Origin of the sequence: uncultured Arcticibacterium sp., from assembly GCF_964021845.1 — a bacterium.
GTDB lineage: Bacteria > Bacteroidota > Bacteroidia > Cytophagales > Spirosomataceae > Arcticibacterium.
In genome coordinates this window covers 66,819-88,021 of the sequence record NZ_CAXHZC010000009.1, presented here as the reverse complement: position 1 = coordinate 88,021, position 21,203 = coordinate 66,819, and the positions used below count along the sequence as shown (strand labels likewise).

Below are 21,203 nucleotides of genomic sequence, written 5' to 3'. Positions count from 1 at the left end.
AGACTTTCCTGGCTTATGTATGATGGCAGAAAACATGTAATTCTTTTCTTCTTTTTTACCATTGGTGCCATTTACCTTATTAGACTATTTTATCTTCAAGTAATTGATCCTAAATACCGTTCTATTGAGGCTACCAATGCTATTAAAAGACACGTTGAGGTTCCTCTAAGAGGACAAATTTATGACCGTAACCATAAGTTGCTGGTCAAAAATGAAGAGGTGTACAATATGTACGTTACTCCGAGAAAAGTCAAAAACTTAGATACCTTAAAGTTTTGTAAGGTGTTAAACATTGACCGAAACTATTTTGATAGTACCTTGGCTTTGGCTACGGCCTACTCTAAAAACAGAGCCTCACTTTTCAAGAAACAATTAAGCAAAACTGAATTTGCCCAGGTAGCTGATGCCATGGTTAATTTCAAAGGCTTTCATTTTGAACAATCTTTCTTTAGAAGCTACCCCGGTCATACACTCTCTAATGCTCTAGGTTACATTGGGGAAGTACCAAGGAAATTTTACGAAGAACAAGAAACCAGATATTATAGAAAGGGAGATTATATAGGACTTTCTGGAATAGAGAAAGAATATGAAGAAGAACTTCGTGGCGAGCGTGGCGTAAGATTTACCCTGATGAATGTAAAGGGGGAAGACAAAGGTAGATACGAAGGTGGTGCTTATGACACCACCGCTGTGGTAGGAAGAGACCTCTACTCTTCTATTGACATGGAACTTCAGCAGTTAGCCGACAGTCTTTTCCAAAACAAAGTGGGTGCTATTGTGGCCATTGAACCTAAAACAGGGGAAATTTTAGTCATGGGTTCTTATCCAACTTATGATCCAAACTTACTCTCGGGAAAAGCTTTTTCTGACAATTATATGAACCTTATCAGAGACCCTGATAAGCCAACTTTTAATAGAGCTATTTCTTCTTTTTACAGACCTGGCTCTACTTTTAAACTTGTTCAGGCTGTAGTTGGCTTACAGCAAGGCGTAATAAATCCGAAAACTTCATTTATTGGAGCGTATTCTCCAATGGGCTGCCATGGTCATGGTTTACACCACATGTCTAACCTTAACAATGCTGTTCAGTTTTCATGCAATCCTTATTTCTATAATGTATTTAAGAGGTTGATTGAAAACACCAACGAGAAAAGCCCATTCATTGGAGCTAGAGAAGGATTGACCAATTGGCGAAACATGGTTGAGAAATTTGGTTTTGGAACGCATTTAGGTATTGATATTCCAGGCGAAAGGAGTCAGCTTCTTCCTGGTCTACCTCTTTATGATAAATACTACGGTGAAAACAGATGGAAGTTTTCTAACATCTACTCCCTCGCCATTGGTGAAGGAGAAATTGGCCTAGACGTGTTGAAACTGGCAAACATGACCGCCGTTTTTGCAAACAAAGGTTACTGGATAACGCCACACCTTATTAGAGGAGTAGGTGCCGACAAAAAAGGCATGAAAGCCCAAAGACTTGAAATACATCAAACAGGAATTTCTCCAGAACACTTTGATGCCATTTATAATGGTATGGAAGAAGTACTAAGAGCTGGTACTGCCCGCCAAGCCTACATGAAGGAAATTCCAATTTTAGGAAAAACTGGAACCTCTCAAAACAAAAAAGGAAGAGACCACGCAATTTTTATAGCTTTTGCCCCTAGAGATAACCCTCAAATAGCAATAGCCGCAGTAGTAGAAAATGCAGGATATGGTGGTTCATCTGCTGCTCCTATATCTTCTCTTATTATTGAGAAATACTTAACGGGGAAAGTAGAAAGAAGAGCTTTAGTAGAAAGAATGAAAAATACAAGTTACACCACAGTGGCAGCCTCTGCCGTAGCAAAATAGTTAATGGCAGGAGAAATTAATATTAAAAATGGGGTTGACTGGATTACCGTAATACTTTACTTATCCTTAGTAATTGTGGGGTATTTAAATATTTACGCAGCCGTATTTAACCCAGAAGACCCAATCGCTTTCTTTTCACTACAGCATAACGCAGGAAGACAGCTTCTTTTCTTATGTCTATCAAGTATTATTGTGGTGCTTATACTTTTTGTAGACTATAAAGTATACGACTCCTTTGCCTATATTTTTTATGGGTTCATGATACTGGCTCTGATAGCTACCATCTTTTTGGGTAGCGATATTAAAGGCTCTCGCTCTTGGATTAAATTAGGTTCATTTTCTTTACAACCTGCTGAGTTTTCTAAAACAGTTACTGCCTTAGCATTAGCGAAGTTCTTAAGCTCACAAACCGTCAATTTGAAGAAATTTAAGGACTTGTGGAAAGCTGCTGCCATCATATTAGTGCCACCTATCATTATTATATTACAAAAAGAAACAGGTTCCGCTTTAACATTCGCCATATTTATGGTAGTGCTTTACAGAGAAGGTTTACCTTCTATTTTCCCTGCCCTTTTTCTAGGTTTCGTTACCATACTGGTACTCTCTCTATTTTACTCTAAATGGTACATCATGGGTGGGCTAATTCTACTCGGGGTGCTCTTTTGGTTTCTAGTATTTTCAAAAAGAGATCGTTCTAGACAAAACCTTTATAACCTCTTGGGGCTCTACCTCTTATTTTCCACCTTCACTTTAGGCTTAGATTTTTTCTTAACTAAAGTACTTCAACCCCATCAACAAAGAAGAATTGAAGCTTTAGTAAATCCAGATGCCGATCCTTTAGGAGCGGGCTGGAATGTAAACCAATCAAAATTGGCTATTGGCTCTGGTGGTTTTATTGGAAAAGGATATTTGCAGGGCACCCAAACTAAATTTGACTTTGTACCAGAGCAGTCTACCGACTTTATTTTCTGTACGGTAGGTGAAGAATGGGGCTTTGTGGGAGCTTTAGTTTTGATAGCCCTATACCTAGGCCTCTTTACTAGAATAATTCTGTTGGCAGAACAGCAGCGGGATAAGTTCGCCCGGATTTATGGTTACTGCGTGGCTTCCATTATGTTTTTCCACCTCTTGGTAAACATAGGGATGACTATTGGGCTTATGCCAGTAATTGGTATACCGCTGCCATTTGTTAGCTATGGAGGTTCTTCCTTATGGTCTTTCACTATTCTCTTATTCATATTCTTAAAACTGGACGCTCACCGAAGCTTTAAGGTCTAAATATTTATTTCTAAGACTTATTTGAAAATAATGAACTCCGTTTACCTTATACCCACGCTACTTTCTCCTGATAGTAAAGACGCAGTTTTGCCAGCAGAGGTAATTGACCGCGTTAAAAACTTGGATGTCTTTTTTGTTGAAAATTTAAAAACGGCGAGAAGATTTATCTCGGCCTTAAAAATTGGGAAAGTAATTGACGACATCACTTTTCACATTTTGACGAAGGATTCTGAATTTGAAGAAACCTTTAACCTCATGGCTACTTTAACAGAGGATGTAGGAATTCTTTCTGAAGCTGGCTGCCCAGGAATAGCAGACCCAGGTGCTTTGGCCGTGGAAATAGGTCACCAGTTAAATTATAATGTAGTGCCTCTGGTAGGACCTTCTTCTATTTTATTGGCTTTAATGGCTTCAGGATTTAACGGTCAAAGTTTCGCATTTAATGGATACTTGCCAATTGACAATAAAGAAAGAGCTAAACGAATTAAGGAATTAGAAAGATTAAGCCATACCTCCGGTCAAACGCAACTCTTTATGGAAACTCCATATAGAAATAGGCAATTATTTCAGGCAATCTTAGCAACCTGCAATCCAAGTACAAAATTGACCATTTCGGCAAATTTGACAGCACCTGACGCTTTCTCTAAAACTAAAAGTGTGGGAAAATGGAAGGAGTATAAAGATATTGACATTCATAAGAAACCTGCCATATTTGGTTTTGGTTCTTAGACCATAACCTCTGCAAGGTTTAAAGCACCTAATGACGGCACAAAAGTCATTTTCTTACTTATTGCTTCTTCAAGTTTGGCTTCATAGTCATCTTTAGGTATTTCTATAGCACCGTATCTTAATACATTGTCATTGATAAACTGGGTATCTAAAAGGATAAAACCTCTATGCTTTAGAATTTCGATAAGGTAATGGAAAGCTACCTTAGAGGCATTGGAAACCAAATGAAACATGGATTCTCCAAAAAACACGCCTCCTATAGATACTCCATAAAGACCTCCCACTAATGTGTCATTCTCATAAGCTTCCACAGAGTGTGCAAACCCCGTAGTATTTAATTGACAATACACATCAATTATTTCATCAGAAATCCAAGTTTCATCAGCTTCGAACCTTGGCTTGGCACAGTGATTCATTACTCCTCTAAAATTTTGATTAACTCGGATATCAAACTGACTCCTATTTAATATAGGTCTTAGAGATTTTGAAGGTTTATAGTTTTCTAAAGGTATAATAGCTCTTGGGTCTGGAGCATACCATGAAATCTCTCCATTGGCGTCAGCCATAGGGAAAAAGCCATTTAAGTATGCGTAAATCAATTCCTCTACCTTTAGAGACATAATTACTCAGAGTCCATCAACCAGATTTTATCTTCCTTAAAGTTCTGCTCTGTCCACTCTACCAATACTCTTTGGGTATCTTGGGTATTAACTTTCTTACCAGTATAATCTGGCTGAATAGGCAAGTCTCTATTATAGCTTCTATCTATTAAGCATAGTAATTCAATTTTTGCTGGCCTGCCAAATGCTTGTAAGGCATCAATAGCGGCCCTTACCATTCTGCCCGTAGCCAAAACATCATCTATTAAAATGACATTCTTATTTTCAACCACAAAGTTTATATTGGTAGCATTAGGCTTCAAAAATGAATCCCTCCGCCTGAAGTCATCTCTATAAAAGGTAGCATCAATAGAGCCACTAAGCACTTTCTTACCTAGCTCCTCTTCTAAAATACCTACTACCCTATCTGCCAGATACACTCCTCTAGGCTGAAGACCTATAATAACAGCGTTTTCTAAATCACCATGATTCTCAATTATCTCTTGAGACAGCCTTTTGAGAATAACACTCAGTAAGGGTTGATTTAAGATTAATCTCTTTTTACTCATTCGCATTAAGCATTAGAAACAAAAATATTGACTTAAAGCCAAAATGACTAAACCTAGCATGTTTCATTTTTTTAAAGTAGAATAAGATTGAATTTTAATGGAATCAAGCTGCTTCCTACATAAACCATTAAGAATACCCTTATATCTTTGCCTTAGTGTTAGTTTCAAATTAAAAATAAGACACTTTAATGAGTAATTTTTTCAGTAACCTTCTCCAAAAATTCAGAAAAGAGGAAAATAATTTACCAGAAGAATTAAACGAAATGAAATACCTTATAGTAGGACTTGGTAATATTGGACCAAAATATGCCTTCACCAGACATAACGTTGGCTTTATGGCTCTAGATAAACTAGCTGCAGAAGAAGGCTTAAAGTTTAGCATGGAAAAACTTGCCTACCATACAGAGTGGAAAGCGAAAGGCAGGAAAATACACCTAATAAAGCCTACTACTTTTATGAACCTCTCTGGCAAGGCTCTGCAATACTGGATGAACACTCTTAAGATTCCAAAAGAGAATATATTGGTATTAGTGGACGACCTGGCATTACCTATAGCCAAGCTAAGACTAAAACCGAAAGGCTCATCGGCTGGCCATAACGGACTTAAGGATATTGAAAGAGCACTCCAAGGTTCGGAATACGCTAGATTAAAAATCGGAATAGGAAACAATTACCCAAAAGGCAGACAAGTCGATTATGTATTGGGCGAATTTTCTGAAGATGAAATGATTCAAATAATGAATAAACTAGAGAAGGTCAAAGAAATGATTTTAAGCTTTTGCTTCGTAGGTGTTAACAAAACTATGAACTCCTGGAATGAATAATTGTACTTTTAGAAGAACTTTTAACTCTACTAGAAATACATACATTATATAGTTAAATAATTTAGGAATAGAATATTATTTGGATTCTACAGCTCAAATAACCACAAAACGATTACCCATTCTGGATAATAAACATAAATCAAAATAATATACCGTATGCCGTCTAGTGAAAAACTTGCACAGAGCTTACAAATACCTCACATTTGCATCATAATAAAAAACGGAAACATAAATATTCCACGAATTATGACACATAAATTAGTAACTTTAGTATTAGTAATCGCAGCAGCTATCTCGGGAGTGAGTTCAGCTAAAGCAAATGACTCTGTAAACGTAAATTCAAATATATACTTATCATCAGGCTCTGAATTTAACTTCAAAGTTTTCATGAATAAGAAAGCAAAAAGGTTCGTAAAAAAGAACAACGATGAGTGGGCAACCTTCAACAATGTGGTTCGTTTGTATAACAATCAAACAGGAAGCTTTTTAAACCTTTCAGATACAGAGAAAGTAGAATTTTCAAACGCTGTAGCAAGCATCAATACGAAACTTGCAAAAATGAACAGCAGAGAGTCTCAACTATGGCTTAAAAAAGTAGATGTAACAGAGAAAGTTTTCAACTTCCTTTGGAGCAACAAAGTTGAAGAAAAGCCATTAGAAAACATTTACGAAATCCCTGCTATTAGCTTAGAAGCTACAGTAGGTAGGTAATAAAACACAGGTTTCTTAGTAAGGTTTACAACGTACACCTCACAGAAACTTAAAGATTTAATAGGTTAGGGTTGAATAGACAAATGCCGCTCCTCATGGGGGCGGCTATTTTTTTTGTATACATTTAACTTTTCTGGCATACTCATAAAATCAGTATCAAATAAAAACCGAAGGCTCTGCTAATTGCCTATCTGTAGTTTTAGCTTTATTTTTAAAGAAAAACTATCCCTATTATGCAAAAATTAGCCATCCTAGGCTCAGGTTTCATTTCAGAATTTTATGCCTCATCTATTCTAGGACAAAGAAGTAAAGATGAAATAATAATAGCCGCTTCTAGAAGTGAAGAAAGCACTAAGAAGTTTGCCGAAAAATTTAATATTCCCGAATACAGCACAGACCTCAAAAAGGCCATAAACCACCCGGATGTAAGCATTGTGGTAATAGGCTTACCAAACTACCTCCACCTCGAAACTGTTTTAGCCTGTGCCAAGGCCGGCAAAGGAGTTATTTGTACCAAACCCCTCGGTCGGAACGCAGCAGAAGCCTTACAGATGCTAAGAGCCGTAGAAAAGACAGGAGTTTTCCATGGATATATGGAAGACCTCGTTTATACGCCCAAAACACTTAAAGCTATTGAAAACATCAAACAGGGCTCTTTAGGAAGAATACTTTGGGCCAAATCTAGAGAAACTCATCCTGGCCCGCATAGCGATTGGTTTTGGGACAAAGAAAAAGCCGGTGGTGGGGCCATTCTAGACCTCGCCTGTCATTGCATTGAAATAGGAAGGAGTTTTATTGGTAAAGAACAGAAACCCATTGAGGTTATGTGTTGGGCTGCCACACAGGTAAAACCAATAGATGCAGAAGACCACGCCATAGGCCTTGTAAAGTATGCTAATGGAGCTATTGGACAGTTTGAAGTAAGTTGGACCTTTCGTGGCGGACTTGACATCAGAGACGAAGTAATGGGAACAGAAGGTACTATCTGGCTAAACCATTTTCTTAGAACAGGTTTTGATATGTTTACCGCTCCAGGCCAAAGTGGTTACGTAGCCGAAAAAGCTGAATCAGATTCAGGTTGGATTTTTCCCGTGGCAGACGAAAATCAAGATCTTGGGTATAATCACATGTTCAACGACATGTTCACAGCTTACGAAAACGGAACTAGCCCCACAGAGACATTTTACGATGGCTACGTGGTAAACGCCATTATGGACGCAGCCTACTTATCGGTTAAATCTAAAAAATGGGAAACAATAGAAATTGAAGATTGGAGAGGAGAAGAACCCAACTCCACGGAAAGTCATAGCCTTACCTCTTACAACGACCAATATTACTTACTCAAAGAAGAGGTCATGCCAAATGGAGGTAAAACACTATTACTCAAAGACAAGAAGACAGGAGAAATTATCAGGAAGTAAACTTCCCTATTTTCAGTTTAAAACAACAAAGCCAAATGAAACTTAAAACCAAGTTACAACTGTCTAGTATGATGTTTCTCCAGTTTTTTATCTGGGGTGTTTGGTACGTTACCATGGGTACCTATTTAATAAAAATTGGCTTTGACGGCCTAGATGTGGGTGCGGCTTATAGTACCATTAACTGGGGTGCTATAATATCTCCGTTTGTAATAGGTATGGTAGCCGATCGCTTTTTCTCTGCGGAACGTGTCTTGGGAATAATGCACTTAAGTGGCGGTATAATACTCTACTTCTTAATTCAGGTAACAGACCCCACCGCGTTCTTCTGGACGCTATTAGTTTATGCTTTACTTTATATGCCAACACTCGCTTTAGTAAATGCGATATGCTTTAATCAAATGTCCGATACCAAAACTCAATTTCCACCAATTAGAGTTCTAGGAACTATTGGCTGGATAGCCGCCGGTATACTCATTAGCTGGATGAAGATTGAAGACACTAGTATGGTTTTTCAGATTGGTGCCGGAGCATCTATTCTACTGGGCGTTTACAGTTTCTTTTTACCTAGCACACCTCCGCAAAACAAAGGAAAAGCTCCATCAATACGCGATATTTTGGGTTTAGACGCTTTAGCACTTTTAAAAGACCGAAATTTTGTAACTTTTATACTATGCTCATTATTAATCTCGGTCCCACTTGCCTTTTACTATAGCTTCACCAATCCTTTTTTAAATGAAATTGGTCTGGAAAATGCTGCTGGAAAAATGACACTTGGACAGGGTTCTGAATTCCTGTTTCTGCTATTGATGCCCTTCTTCTTTAGCCGCCTTGGCGTCAAGAAAATGCTCCTGATAGCAATGGTGGCATGGGTAACAAGATACCTCTGTTTTGCCTACGGCAATAATGAAGCCCTAGCTCCAATGTTATATATCGGTATCATCTTACATGGCATCTGTTATGACTTTTTCTTTGTGACCGGTCAAATTTATGTAGACCAAGCAGCACCCAAAAAAGTAAAAGCTTCCGCCCAAGGATTCATTACACTTATTACCTACGGTTTAGGAATGTTAATAGGAAGTTGGTCTTCGGGCTGGTTTGTAAAGCAATACACACTAGCAGACGGTAGCCACGTATGGCAAACTATCTGGCTAATCCCTGCCGGAATGGCCTTAATAGCTACCATTTTATTCTTGATATTCTTCAACGATAAGAAAAATGCAGTTACTGAAAATTAATCTTCATTTTCTTTTTCGATATAACAAAATCATTACCAACACCTTACACGAAAAACGGACTAAGTGCCACAAAAAAACATGAAAAATATTCAGCACAGGTCTTGACATAAAGGAAATTTAGTATACCTTTGCACTTCCAAATCAGGAAAAAGCTTCCAAATTTGGTTCTGGTCTGGTAGTTCAGTTGGTTAGAATACCTGCCTGTCACGCAGGGGGTCGCGAGTTCGAGTCTCGTCCAGACCGCTCAGGGGAATTATAATACGCTAGTAACTAGCCATTTATGATTCCTCTTTTTTGTTTTAGTCCGCATTTAGCCCGTAACTGCCTTTTTATTCTTCTAGCTTTTCTTTTTTACCAATTACAGGTGCTTCTTAATTTTAGAAAAAGTAATAAAGCGTTTTTATACACATATCACAGCTTTTTCTATTTACGGTTCTCTAAAATTAAACGTACAACAATATATATTAGCTTTATATAAGTTTTCATTAGGAATATACCCAAGAATCAGGATTATGATGGAACACTTAGTTTGGCAAAAGATTAATAATCCTATTGAATTATGACCGGCGAAGAAAAGAAATTATTAAAAAAATTACTTAACATATTCTCCAAACCGTATGGTAAAATTAAATCCTTAAATCTAGGTGTGCTCCTTGATTTAATCAAACAAAGCAAAAAAGATTTAGACATTCCAGTTTTTAACGAAACATTAAATGAAATACAAGAATTCACAAACGCCCAACCAGAACATTTCCTCGATGAAGACTTTGCACTTGAATTACGATTAGCTATTTCTCAGTACAGCTTGAAGCTTCATAGAACCCTTGAATTAATTTTTGCTCATCATTCGACTGTTAGTCTACAAATCCTTCAATTGTTAACTGTAAATACCCCAGAAAGCGAGGAATACGAACAAAGCAAATTAGAATGTGAATTACGTTTCAAAGAAGCAAGGCAAGATTCAATGTGGGTTGAAATTTACAAACCTATTACCCCAAAAAGATTAAGTGTAATAAAATACTTTGAGTTGACTAGTATCGTCAAAGACTTGAATCAGCTCGAAACTAATCTGGCCTTCTATTTAAAATATATCGGACTAATCCAATGGCTACTTGACGAAAATATTAAAAGTTCCGCCTTTCGTTTAAGCATATCAGAACCCGATGCCAAAAACCCATACCCCAACATTTTTTATAAAGGTAACGGATGGAGAATCTTCAAGCATTACGTTGATACCTGCAAGTTCGGTCCATCAAATGGTGTCTTTAGTTATCTCTATCGGCAAATGATAAATGATGGTTATATATGGAAAAACCTATACCATAAAGACTATAAACCCTGGATATATAGCCAGTATGAGATAGATCTTACTAGGATTAAAACATTAAAAGAGATTAGTATTGAGCCTTATGCATATCACTATTATCAGACATTGGCTGACATCAAGACAAAATCGTTATTTCTAGATAACGACTGAGTCTATTCCTTTGTAATTCAACTAAAACAAATGCAAAATGGAATCAAACAAATCAATCCCAACATCTGACTCAAGAGAAGTCCTTTCTAGAAAACAAACAGCAGACCTTCTTCAAATTAATCTTTCCACCTTATGGCACTGGACTAAGAAAGGAAAAGTACAGTCCTATGGCATAGAAGGAAAGGTATACTACCTACGCTCAGAGATTCTGAACTCTCTAACCCCTCTTAACCGTCCTAGTTAAGATATTCCTTCCAATAGAATTCGATCTATCGGTCACACCGAAAACCTTTGAGCTAGTTGAAAAGGAAAGAAAAATCACCTACCTCCTATAGTTGGTTTATCTTAACGTCGATTCTCGGAAAATAAGGAATTCGACAAGTTTTAGAATTTAGAATCACCTCAAGCATGAATAATAGAATCACCCAAACTGGACTTTTTGGAACAGAGAAGCACTATAAAGAAGTAAAAGAGTTAGCTGAAAAAGAAGCTGAAAGTGTAAAAGAGTATCAAAGCATAGACGTAAACGGAGTTAGAGAGCTTGGAGCATTTGAAACGCTGGTCAAATTTAAAACTCAATCCATCACTCAAGTAGATGTTTACCGAAGGAAAGGTACCAAGCGTTTAGAAAATGCTAACGCCATAAATAATCTACTAAACCAAAATGGAGAAGATAATGCATACAATGGCTACATTTCACCCTCTACCAAGAGAAAGTTGGAACAAATGCTTCAAGTGTGGCTTACAGCCATTGAAGTATGTGTTGACCTTAAGAAGCAAGATAGGCGAGTTGACACTGAGCAAGTACTACCTACTTTTGTTACCTTAACACTTCCATCTTTACAAATACATAGAGACAGGGACATAAAAGAACATATTCTTCATCCATTTATAAACTGGCTTAAGCACTCCTCAGATGAACATTACAAGCGTGGAACAAGAAAAGGGGAGCAAAAAGGTTTTGGAGTAAATGCTTTTTTTTGGAGAGCCGAGCCGCAAAAGAACGGTTCCATACACTTTCACGTACTGGTAGACAGGTATGTCCCATGGGAAAGAATAAGAGAGAAGTGGAACCAATGCTGCGAAAAACTAGGCTATGTGACAGGCTATAAGCATGTACAAGAGCGTTATCACAAAGACGGCTTTAGAATTGAAAAAGAGCAATTTAAAAAGGATTGTAAACAAATTCAGAAAATTGCCGAAAAAATTCAAAGTACTCGAAGGTTACCAAAGAAAATACACCCTGTATTTGCTTCGTACATGGAAACAACGGTTAAGTACGGAACACCAATAAGACCAAAATTAGTAAAGGCCGCAGCTAGAGAAAAACAGCTTAAAGCTTATGAAGAGGGCGTTGCTTGCGGATGGACTAACCCTAATTCAACAGATATACATGGTATTCAAAACCTAAACCATGTAGCAGCGTATGTGATAAAATATGTCACTAAAAAGCCTACTGAGATACCTATTCAGGCAAACCAACGAGTTCAATATTCAGAAGATTTTAAAAGGGACTGCATACACACTTTTGACTATGAAGAAGATCCAGTGACAGGAGAATACCATGAAGTAGAGCAGGATATGCAGTTTTATAAGCCGCAGTTTGAAGAAAGGAAGATAAATGGAAGACTTTGGGGCTGTTCGGACAACTTAAGAGGTATCAAACTGGAAGAAGGCCAGAAAGTACTTCAAGATGAAAATGGTTTCAGGTATGTCATGGTAGAAGAAGAAGTTACAGAACCCGAAATTCCCTGTCAATCATTAACAGATGATTCTTCTGAATCTACACCTGATTTAGGAATTGAGATACCTAAGAGATACATCAAAAGGCCATTCTATGACCTAAAATACTATACCAAAGTAGTAGCCGAAATGATAGTGCTTGCACCATCAGACCATACACAAAGTCCTATTTATTCAGATAGAGAGATAGTTGACCATGATGTTCAAGAATATTTAGACCTAGTGACCAATAAGGTAGGTAAAAACGTGGTTAATTCAGCCAGCTTAAGAGTTGGGCCAGCTTTTGAAAGAATGCGAGGTAAGATAATTCCTCTAACACCGGAGAAGTTGGGTTTCAAACCCAAAGAAGGGCAAAAGAAAGCCCATGTTAAACACTCAGAGATACTAGAAAAATATGCTCCTGAACTTTACAAAGACTACGTAGCTCATCATACGCATATTTTTAACTGCCTATATGGGAAGGCTGCATAATTGAATGTTGAAAATGTACACCTAATCTTATAATCGTAATAAAAAGAACCTTTAATATGTTAAGCAAAATAGACCCGTTTTCACTAAAAGGTCAATGGGTAATAGAAGAAAATTGTAATTTGAAATATGAGTTTGAAGAAGAGCACAAGGGAATTTTAAATCCTATTATAGAAAAGGAACACCTGACTTCTCCGGACTTATTCTACCGAATGCGATGCGAACCCAACGTTGACTTACCTCAATTTTTTATAAAATTTCTGGAGGCACATAAGGTTGCTGGTAATAAAACCTTTCAAATTATTTTAGAAAAATGAAAGAATCAAAGTCTAGAAAGATAAGTTTCCGATTATCAGACAAACTGTATACAACGCTAAAAATAGAAGCAGAAGAGGAGGAACTAACACTCTCTAAATGGATAATAAAAGTTCTTGAAAATAGGCCTCAAAAGTTAAAAGAAAACAAGACCGAAAATAGAAACTGGTTAGCTATGATAGTTTGTGTTTCACTCTTTTTAGTTTTCTATACTTTTATAAAAACAAGACGAATTCTTGGCTAAACCTTGTATCAAAAGGAGATTTACAACAACATAACTTGCATGAATAATAAAATGTCGGACAAAATGTAAAATCTCCTGAGTTAGCAGCCCAAACTACAGCCGTTAGGAGTTAAAGTTAGGCCTCGTTAGCGTTCCGGTTAGAACTTCCGTTAGCTCGGTTAGGCCTCTTGTTAGCTCTTGTTAGCTCTTGTTAGGCGGTTTTTCATTGGTTAGGTGTTTCTGCGTTAGGTCAATTTCTAACTAAGAGCTAACTGCGTTAGAAGAAATTTCGGTTAGGTCTTCTAAATAACCTGTAATAGTCATAAAGGTTAAAGTAAAAAAGAATAATACTTCCCAAAACCTACCCATTTCATAGATGCTTTTCTGCTTCAGAAAATTGAATGACTAGAACATTTAGTTTTTCTTTTGAATTTTTAGGAAAATCTTAATAAACTTGATTTTAACTCTGTGTTTCACAGGATTGTTTAAGATGAATACTTTATCAAAGGAGACCAACATAAAGACCTCCTAAAATGAAACTCTTCCCTTTTAAAAAGATACTGTAAATTTGTTGACAATGCACGTTTTCGAATAAAAGCACTTTAGTTTGACTTTTAGTTTTGTATTATTGAAAGATTAACCCTTAATAATGTCCATACAAATAGGAAAAATAGTCAAGAATATCATTCCATCTGAGCCTGTAATTATAAATCAGATTCAGCCCTTAGGAAGTATGGTATCTATTAAATACACTGGGGTAAACAGCAATAAAGCGAATTCTAAAGTACTTTCTAAGTCTGATTTCGAGAATCTGGAAATTCTAACAGAAGATGGAACCTTCAATTTCAAAGGAGACCCTACTAATTTCGGTCTATTCGCAGAAGCTGAAAGAATAAATTCGGCTTATCAATTCGACCCCCTATTTGCAGTAAATTGTAGTATTGTCGACCCACTTCCACACCAAGTTGAGGCCGTCTATAAGTTCCTTTTACCATTACCTAAAATACGCTTCTTGCTTGCAGACGATACAGGTGCTGGCAAAACCATCATGACCGGTCTCTTAATTAAGGAATTAATGCTTCGAGGCTTAGTAGAACGTATTTTAATTGTAACCCCAGGTGGTCTGACCAAGCAGTGGCAGGAAGACGAAATGGGTGTTAAGTTTAACCTACCATTTACTCTGGTAAATAGAGCTCTATTTTCCTCTGACCCAAATGTATTCCATAATACAGAAAGAATTGTTACCTCAATAGATTTCATCAGTCAAGAAGACATCCTGAATGTGGCCAGCAATTCCCACTGGGACATGATAGTATTTGATGAATGTCATAAACTTTCTGCCTATGACTACGGCAATAAGCAATACCTCTCAAAACGCTATAAGGCTGCCCAAGTTCTTTCACAGCAGTGCGAACATATCTTATTACTTACCGCTACACCACATAGAGGTCGTGCTGATACATTCAAAAAACTATTACAATTACTGGATGAAGATATTTTCGCAACTAACGAGATAGCTTCAGCTAGAATAAAAGAACTAGAGCACAATGGGATTAACAAGTTCTTCATCCGAAGACTAAAAGAGGACATGAAGGACTGGCAAGGTAAGCCACTGTTTAAAAACAGGTTTACCAAAACAGTGGCCTACCAATTAACATCTGAAGAAAAAGAACTTTATGATTCTGTAACTAAATATCTCACTTCAAAAAAAGAAGAGGCTACAGAGACCAAAAATATTCATGTGTCATTGGCACTAACCGTAATGCAACGACGCTTGGTTAGTTCTATTTTTGCTATCAGAAACACTCTCGAGAGACGCTGGAAAGCTCTTCAAGGTATTGTAGATGAAGTTAATAAAAACCCGAACTTGTGGAATCAAAGACACAAGCTAGAAGGCTTTGATGTTGACAACATTGAAGAATATGAAGAACTAGAAGATGAAGAACGAGACGCTTTAGAGAACATCCTTTCTGACCCAAGAAAATTTAAGCTTTTCACCACTGCCAAAAGTTTAAGTGAAATACAAACAGAAGCCTCCGAAGTGAAAAAACTTTTTGAAATGGCTCAAAACCTCTATAACAGAAAGCAAGAGGAAAAGAAATTTCAAGAATTACAGGACTTATTACGTTCAAATGGTGTACTAGATAAGGGCGAGAAACTTGTAATTTTCACAGAGCATAAAGACACCTTATTATATCTTGAGGAAAGACTAAAAAGTAGTGGAGGTTATAATGTAGTTACTATTCATGGAGGCAAAAATGTGGATGAACGTAGGGATGCACAATGGTCATTTGCAACCCCTGAAACACAAATTCTAATAGCCACTGATGCCGCTGGTGAAGGTATCAACTTACAGTTCTGCCGTTTGCTTATAAATTGGGATATCCCATGGAATCCTAATAGGCTCGAACAGCGTATGGGTCGAATACACCGATACGGCCAAAAACAAGATGTTTTAGTTTTTAACATGGTTGCCAGTAATACCAAAGAAGGTAAGGTGTTAGAAAGGTTATTAACCAAACTTGACATTATTCGTGAAGGAATGGGAGACGACCGAGTATATGATGTAATTCAAGATGTACTAGAAGGTGTAGGCTTAGACCATATCATTAATTCCGTTTTTAATGGTAAAGAAACTGACCTTGACCGTTTTCTGAATCAAGATGAAGAAGCCCTAAAGTTAAAATTTTCTGAAAAAATTAAAGACCAAAAAGATAAGCTAGCTCATAGTGTAGTTGATTATAAAGATGCCAGGATTTTAAAGGAAAACTCCGATGAGAAGCGGTTACAACCAATTTACATAAAATTATTCTTTGAAAAAGCTTTCAAACATCTAGGTGGAGAATTCACTTCAGTGCGTCCTTCTATTTACCGCATTGATAAAATGCCCGACTCTATTGCCAATGAATTAAAAGACCGTTTTCGGGTTCATTTCGATAGTCTCCGTTCTATGTTTTTCTGCTTTGACAAACAAATCTTTTTAGATTACCAAAACGTGGGTGATTTAGGCAAAGTACATTACATTAACCCTGGCAATCCGGTCTTCGATAGCTTAGTAAATGTGGCAAGGAATCAATACAGAGAAGACATGTTGAAAGGCACTGTTCTTATATCTCCAGATGACAAAGAGGACTATTTTGCTTTTTTTGTAAAAAGTCAAATTGTAGATAATAGAAATGTGAATGGCGATGATAGTGTGGCAGATGAAAGGCTAATGATGGTTATCCAAAATAATTCAAAGGAATTCAAATTCACTTCTCCTGCAAAATTTATAGACCTACATGCTCCTACCGACTTCGCAAAAAATGTAGAGCCTCCCTCTGACATGAATCAAGACCAGGTAATTCTATGGAGCTTTGAAAATATTACTCAACCTCAGTTTGAGGAAACCCAACAGCACGTATTAAATGACTCAAGAGATCGTAAAGGATATTTGGAAACAGCTTTTACACAGGTAATTCTTGACCTCCAGGGCGAGATTCAAGAGTTACAAACGAAATTGTTATTTGGAGATCTTCGGGTACAAGAAAAACTAAACAAGAAGCAAGAAAGAATAGAAGAGCTTATTGAAAAGAAAAAATCGAGATTAGAGAGTTTGGATTTAATGATGCAGCTTAGCCCCAAAGCACCTGAAGTTTTAGGCTGTGCGTATATAATTCCACTATCACAAGTAGAATACACCGGACATTACGGTATGTCTAGAGATGACGAGGCTGAGGCCATAGCTATGGAAAAAGCGATGAACTATGAATTATCCCAAAACTGGACTCCTAAAGATGTATCAGCTAATAATGAAGGCTATGATATAAAAAGCATCAGCAATGAAGAACTTAAACGCTATATAGAGGTGAAAGGTCGTAGCGGAAGTGATGGAAGTGTAATGCTTAGCGAAAACGAAATGAACAGGCTAGCACAACTAGGAAATGCGGCATGGCTTTATATTGTAATTAACTGTAAGTCAACACCTGAGCTATTCAGAATACAAAACCCAGCCAAAGCGTTACAATTCATGAGGAAATCAAAGGGTATTCAATTCTTTCTTCCAATGGCGGAGTGGCAATCTAAAATTATTGCAAAGTGAAACCTTTATTCACCATACATGGCGGAGAGTTCTTATTTGGGAATGAAGTTGAAAAACGATTCCCAAACTTATCTATTTGGATTCCATCTAAAGATAGTGGAATTGACTTTTTATTAACAAATCAAGAGGTCACTAAGTCGCTTACAATTCAAGTTAAGTACTCTCGTGACTTTAATTGGTCTCATGGTAATGATGTAATACAGTCATATGTTAAAACTACAGCTTGGTATAATTTGAAACGTGAAAAAATCGTGGATTCTAAAGCAGATTACTGGGTATTTGTGAATTATGACGGTCTTACCCATTCAGCAGACTATATATTCGTAAAGCCTAAGGAACTAATTAGCATTTTCGATAAATTTAAAACCAATTCTTCCAACATTGTCATGTATTTAGCTGTTTTCAAAAGCAATAAATGTTACGAAACCAGAGGCCTTAAAAAATCTGAGCTTAAAGGTTTATTAGAAGGAAAATTGGATAACACTATTAGAGATTTCAGCCCGTTTCTTGAAAATTGGGAAATCCTAAATAAGCATTTTATAACAACAGTATGACCCAAGCTAAAAAACTAATAGAAGTAGCCCTACCTATAAAAGAAATCTCATCTGAAAGTGTACGAGATAAATCCATACGCCATGGGCATATTTCTACTTTACATTTATGGTGGGCACGTAGACCCTTGCCTGTTTGTAGAGCTGTGGTGTTTGCTAGCTTGGTACCAGACCCACTTGACCCACATTGCCCGCAAGCATTTAAAGATGCTGTTGAAATTCTATTGGGGTCAGAAGCAAAACCACTGATGGAGCAAGGACTTGTAAACAGATACAAACCTTACGATGATATACCATGGACTGCGGTAATAGACCGCATGGAAGACAATGCCCGTAACAGACTGCAAATGTTTATAGGTAAGTTTAGCCTCCCCATGCAGGAATACCTTTTAGGCAAAACAAAAAAACAACCTGGAGCAAAGGACAAACTAAGTAATGACAGCCTAATAAAGTGGGATAATAAAAACAATGAGGCTATTATTGGTAAAGCTCGCAAGCTGATTTTTGTAGCCCATAATGCTAGATCTGGAAAGAGTGCTGAAGCATTAATTACCGAATTTGATAGTCTATGGCAAATTATAAAAACTGCTGAGGAAGCCCTTTATAGCACCCCTAATCGCCACTTAGAAACAGAAGAGACAATACAAAAAATAGAAAGTTTAGAAAAAGTCAAAGAAGCATTTCTAAGCAAAATGCCGAAGGTGTTTGACCCATTTGCTGGTGGAGGAGCTATACCATTAGAAGCAGCCAGACTAGGCTGCCGCAGTTACGGTAACGACATTAACCCCGTAGCCCATATTGTACAAAAAGGGAGCTTAGAATTCCCGCAGAAGTACGGCAAGGCCATTTTTTATACGAAAGATGAGTTTTTAAAATTATATACCCAAGAGGCTTGGGAAGCCTTAGATACGAAATGGTTAGTCTATGAAAACGGAGACCCAAATGCGGTAAACATTCCCAACCGTCTAAGTTTTGATGTAGAGTATTATGCCAAAAGGTTATTAGCAGAAACGGAAAAGGAAATTGGGCAGTTTTACCCCAGTGAGTTCAGAGAACTAAAAAAAGGAAATAGCACCATTACGCAAGAAATTAAACCTATTGCCTATTATTGGGCAAGAGTTGGAACTTGTAGCAATCCTAGTTGTAAAGCTGAAGTTCCTTTATTAAAACAGTTTTATTTAGCTAACACTAAGGCTAAACAAGTTTATCTCCAACCTATTATAGAAGGTTCTTCTATTGCCTTTACAATTGAAATAGGCAAGTGTGTAGAGGAAGGCTGGGTGGATAGAGGAAATTTAAAATGTCCTTGTTGTGGTAATGCTACTGATGTGAAAACTTTAAAAAAGCAGTTTCTTGAAGGAAGAACAACTGAAAGGTTATTAACAGTTATTTGGGATGATATAGCAGGAAAGACCTACAGACTCCCAACAACTCAAGATATTGAATCTATCAATAACTTACCAATGTCGAGTATTCAAAGACCTTCTGAAAAAATGCCTGTGGAGTATACTCAAGCACTTCCTTCTTGCACATGGGGCTTGGAACAATGGGGTCAAATGTTCTCCAATCGTCAACTTTTAGCCATGCAAACCTTGATTTCGAAGTTTAGAAATTTAGGTGAAACATTCGAAAGTTTTAATGAATACGGAAAAGCACTTTCTACTTATCTGGCAATATTAATCGATAGAGGAGCTGCAATTAATACTACATTTGGCAGATGGGATGTTTCTCGAGAAAATATCCAAAGCCCTTTTTCTAAGCAGGCTATTCCAATGATGTTCGACTATCCTGAAGGAAATCTTTTAGGAGACACAACGGGAAGTCTTCTAAATCAACTAAATTGGATCACGAGGTATATTGAATCAGAGTCTGACAATTCATTTTCGGCAATTCTTCAGAACGCAAGCAGTGGTGATAAAACTCAATTTGGTGACAAAAGTATAACAGCGGTTATTACAGACCCGCCATATTATGATGCCATTGCATACGCAGATTTATCAGACTTCTTTTATGTTTGGCTTAAACGTACTTTAGGAAATGTTTATCCTTTAAATTTTGCAACTCCTAGCACACCCAAATCTGAGGAATGTACTGCACTTAAACATCACCATAAAAATAGCAAGGCTGAAGCCAAGCAGCACTTTGAAAACAAGCTAACCGAAATATTTGATGCCATAGAGCTACAAACTACTGACATAGTAAGCATTATGTTTGCCCATCAAAGTACAGAAGCTTGGACTACACTTTGTAATTCTATTCTAGATGCTAGAATGAATATTACAGGCTCTTGGCCAGTAGATACAGAAATGGCAAATAGAAGTTTAGGCTTAGCTGGAGCCGTTTTGGCTTCTTCCGTTACAGTATCAGCACGACCTTCGCAGCGTAAAGACTATGGAGATTACAAAGAAGTAAAAAAAGCCATAGAATCTACCGTAGAGAAAGAAGTAGAGTTACTATATAGTTTAGGTTTTAGAGGGGCCGATTTACTCACTGGTTGTTTTGGTCAGGCAGTAAGCGAGTTTGGCAAATATGAAAAAGTAGAAAAAGCAGATGGCTCTGAGGTTACTGTAGCCGAGCTGCTAGAAATGGCAAGGAAGTCTGCTTTTAATGCCCTACTTAAGGGCTTTGATGGAGATGATTTTACCAAGTTTTACATAGGCTGGCTTCAGCTTTATGGTTTTTCAGAAAGTGATTTTGATGATGCAGCCAAGTTTAGCAGAGTAGGTCTTACCATAAATGTACATGACCTTTTCACTGAGTATATTTTCATTAAAAACGGAAATAAACAGACACTAGGCGGTTTTAAAGAGCGTATAGCACAAAGTAAAACCCTAGGAGAAAAAGCAAACAGCAAACTCATAGACCAAGTTCACAAAGCGATGCAGCTCTATTTGGGCTCTAACCGTGGCCACTTACTACGTTATTTAACTGAGTATGGTGAAAACCCTGATGGTGGCTTTTGGAGAGTTGTAACTTCATTATGTGAGTTATTGCCAGAAGACCCAAAGAAAGATAGTGATTATACACAAGCCAATGGCCTTTTAGCTAATAAGGATAGTCTGCTTAGAGAAAGTAAGAGCAATCAAGAAAGCAAAGGTGTTCAAACAGGTTTGTTTAGTTAAATGAGA

At 37.2% G+C, this 21,203-nt stretch carries 17 protein-coding genes and 1 tRNA gene; 16 read left to right on the top strand and 2 right to left on the bottom strand.

All coding sequences use genetic code 11. From position 1 onward, the window contains the following. Window positions 1–15 precede the first annotated feature (15 nt). From AADJ06_RS20340 to AADJ06_RS20330, 3 genes are read left to right on the top strand one after another with little or no spacing between them, the layout of a single operon-like run. A complete protein-coding gene (locus AADJ06_RS20340) occupies window positions 16–1,851 on the top strand; it encodes a penicillin-binding transpeptidase domain-containing protein (protein WP_341228337.1) in 1,836 nt (611 codons plus the stop codon). 3 nt (window positions 1,852–1,854) lie between these two features. Then, window positions 1,855–3,129, top strand: a complete 1,275-nt coding sequence (rodA, locus tag AADJ06_RS20335; RefSeq protein WP_341228336.1) for a rod shape-determining protein RodA — start codon at window positions 1,855–1,857, stop codon at window positions 3,127–3,129. Window positions 3,130–3,159: 30 nt separating this feature from the next. Next, window positions 3,160–3,858: an SAM-dependent methyltransferase gene (locus AADJ06_RS20330; protein ID WP_341228335.1), complete on the top strand. Its 699-nt coding sequence runs from the start codon at window positions 3,160–3,162 to the stop codon at window positions 3,856–3,858. Here AADJ06_RS20330 and aat read toward each other — a convergent pair. Then, on the bottom strand, window positions 3,855–4,478 hold the full coding sequence (aat, locus tag AADJ06_RS20325) for a leucyl/phenylalanyl-tRNA--protein transferase (protein ID WP_341228334.1): 624 nt from the start codon (window positions 4,476–4,478) through the stop codon (window positions 3,855–3,857). The two genes, AADJ06_RS20330 and aat, sit on opposite strands and share 4 nt — an antisense overlap. A gap of 2 nt (window positions 4,479–4,480) precedes the next feature. Then, window positions 4,481–5,026, bottom strand: coding sequence for a bifunctional pyr operon transcriptional regulator/uracil phosphoribosyltransferase PyrR (pyrR, locus tag AADJ06_RS20320; protein WP_341228333.1), 546 nt, complete (start codon window positions 5,024–5,026; stop codon window positions 4,481–4,483). Between the two features lie 263 nt (window positions 5,027–5,289). On the opposite strand from pyrR, the gene pth reads away from it, so the two are divergent. From pth to AADJ06_RS20255, 13 genes are all read left to right on the top strand, one after another. Next, window positions 5,290–5,850 carry an aminoacyl-tRNA hydrolase gene (gene pth / locus AADJ06_RS20315; RefSeq protein WP_341228397.1) on the top strand — a complete coding sequence of 187 codons (561 nt, stop codon included), beginning with the start codon at window positions 5,290–5,292 and terminating at the stop codon, window positions 5,848–5,850. A 246-nt stretch (window positions 5,851–6,096) separates the two neighbouring features. Beyond that, window positions 6,097–6,561, top strand: a complete 465-nt coding sequence (locus tag AADJ06_RS20310) for a hypothetical protein (RefSeq protein WP_341228332.1) — start codon at window positions 6,097–6,099, stop codon at window positions 6,559–6,561. A 233-nt stretch (window positions 6,562–6,794) separates the two neighbouring features. Then, window positions 6,795–7,982 carry a Gfo/Idh/MocA family oxidoreductase gene (locus tag AADJ06_RS20305; protein WP_341228331.1) on the top strand — a complete coding sequence of 396 codons (1,188 nt, stop codon included), beginning with the start codon at window positions 6,795–6,797 and terminating at the stop codon, window positions 7,980–7,982. Window positions 7,983–8,017: 35 nt separating this feature from the next. Next, window positions 8,018–9,217, top strand: coding sequence for a nucleoside permease (locus tag AADJ06_RS20300; protein WP_341228330.1), 1,200 nt, complete (start codon window positions 8,018–8,020; stop codon window positions 9,215–9,217). Between the two features lie 169 nt (window positions 9,218–9,386). Then, window positions 9,387–9,460, top strand: a tRNA-Asp gene (locus AADJ06_RS20295). 316 nt (window positions 9,461–9,776) lie between these two features. Continuing rightward, a complete protein-coding gene (locus tag AADJ06_RS20290; protein ID WP_341228329.1) occupies window positions 9,777–10,694 on the top strand; it encodes a hypothetical protein in 918 nt (305 codons plus the stop codon). A 37-nt stretch (window positions 10,695–10,731) separates the two neighbouring features. Beyond that, window positions 10,732–10,938, top strand: coding sequence for a helix-turn-helix domain-containing protein (locus AADJ06_RS20285; protein WP_341228328.1), 207 nt, complete (start codon window positions 10,732–10,734; stop codon window positions 10,936–10,938). Window positions 10,939–11,102: 164 nt separating this feature from the next. Continuing rightward, window positions 11,103–12,908, top strand: coding sequence for a hypothetical protein (locus tag AADJ06_RS20280; RefSeq protein WP_341228327.1), 1,806 nt, complete (start codon window positions 11,103–11,105; stop codon window positions 12,906–12,908). 56 nt (window positions 12,909–12,964) lie between these two features. Further along, window positions 12,965–13,222, top strand: coding sequence for a hypothetical protein (locus AADJ06_RS20275; protein ID WP_341228326.1), 258 nt, complete (start codon window positions 12,965–12,967; stop codon window positions 13,220–13,222). After that, a complete protein-coding gene (locus tag AADJ06_RS20270; RefSeq protein ID WP_341228325.1) occupies window positions 13,219–13,464 on the top strand; it encodes a hypothetical protein in 246 nt (81 codons plus the stop codon). The genes AADJ06_RS20275 and AADJ06_RS20270 overlap by 4 nt, the downstream gene beginning before the upstream one ends. 628 nt (window positions 13,465–14,092) lie before the next feature. Next, window positions 14,093–17,524: a helicase-related protein gene (locus tag AADJ06_RS20265; protein WP_341228324.1), complete on the top strand. Its 3,432-nt coding sequence runs from the start codon at window positions 14,093–14,095 to the stop codon at window positions 17,522–17,524. Beyond that, a complete protein-coding gene (locus AADJ06_RS20260; RefSeq protein ID WP_341228323.1) occupies window positions 17,521–18,078 on the top strand; it encodes a hypothetical protein in 558 nt (185 codons plus the stop codon). The genes AADJ06_RS20265 and AADJ06_RS20260 overlap by 4 nt, the downstream gene beginning before the upstream one ends. Continuing rightward, complete coding sequence (locus AADJ06_RS20255) at window positions 18,075–21,197, top strand: DUF1156 domain-containing protein (protein WP_341228322.1); 3,123 nt, start codon at window positions 18,075–18,077, stop codon at window positions 21,195–21,197. The genes AADJ06_RS20260 and AADJ06_RS20255 overlap by 4 nt, the downstream gene beginning before the upstream one ends. The last annotated feature ends 6 nt before the right edge of the window (window positions 21,198–21,203 follow it).

What these genes read in the sequence shown, in the direction of transcription:
- aat (WP_341228334.1), bottom strand. Translation starts at nt 4,478, where the DNA reads ATGTCTCTAAAGGTAGAGGAATTGATTTACGCATACTTAAATGGCTTT.
- AADJ06_RS20270 (WP_341228325.1), top strand. Translation starts at nt 13,219, where the DNA reads ATGAAAGAATCAAAGTCTAGAAAGATAAGTTTCCGATTATCAGACAAA.
- AADJ06_RS20280 (WP_341228327.1), top strand. Translation starts at nt 11,103, where the DNA reads ATGAATAATAGAATCACCCAAACTGGACTTTTTGGAACAGAGAAGCAC.
- AADJ06_RS20290 (WP_341228329.1), top strand. Translation starts at nt 9,777, where the DNA reads ATGACCGGCGAAGAAAAGAAATTATTAAAAAAATTACTTAACATATTC.
- AADJ06_RS20265 (WP_341228324.1), top strand. Translation starts at nt 14,093, where the DNA reads ATGTCCATACAAATAGGAAAAATAGTCAAGAATATCATTCCATCTGAG.
- AADJ06_RS20330 (WP_341228335.1), top strand. Translation starts at nt 3,160, where the DNA reads ATGAACTCCGTTTACCTTATACCCACGCTACTTTCTCCTGATAGTAAA.
- AADJ06_RS20285 (WP_341228328.1), top strand. Translation starts at nt 10,732, where the DNA reads ATGGAATCAAACAAATCAATCCCAACATCTGACTCAAGAGAAGTCCTT.
- pyrR (WP_341228333.1), bottom strand. Translation starts at nt 5,026, where the DNA reads ATGAGTAAAAAGAGATTAATCTTAAATCAACCCTTACTGAGTGTTATT.
- AADJ06_RS20300 (WP_341228330.1), top strand. Translation starts at nt 8,018, where the DNA reads ATGAAACTTAAAACCAAGTTACAACTGTCTAGTATGATGTTTCTCCAG.
- AADJ06_RS20305 (WP_341228331.1), top strand. Translation starts at nt 6,795, where the DNA reads ATGCAAAAATTAGCCATCCTAGGCTCAGGTTTCATTTCAGAATTTTAT.
- AADJ06_RS20255 (WP_341228322.1), top strand. Translation starts at nt 18,075, where the DNA reads ATGACCCAAGCTAAAAAACTAATAGAAGTAGCCCTACCTATAAAAGAA.
- AADJ06_RS20310 (WP_341228332.1), top strand. Translation starts at nt 6,097, where the DNA reads ATGACACATAAATTAGTAACTTTAGTATTAGTAATCGCAGCAGCTATC.
- AADJ06_RS20275 (WP_341228326.1), top strand. Translation starts at nt 12,965, where the DNA reads ATGTTAAGCAAAATAGACCCGTTTTCACTAAAAGGTCAATGGGTAATA.
- rodA (WP_341228336.1), top strand. Translation starts at nt 1,855, where the DNA reads ATGGCAGGAGAAATTAATATTAAAAATGGGGTTGACTGGATTACCGTA.
- pth (WP_341228397.1), top strand. Translation starts at nt 5,290, where the DNA reads ATGAAATACCTTATAGTAGGACTTGGTAATATTGGACCAAAATATGCC.
- AADJ06_RS20340 (WP_341228337.1), top strand. Translation starts at nt 16, where the DNA reads ATGTATGATGGCAGAAAACATGTAATTCTTTTCTTCTTTTTTACCATT.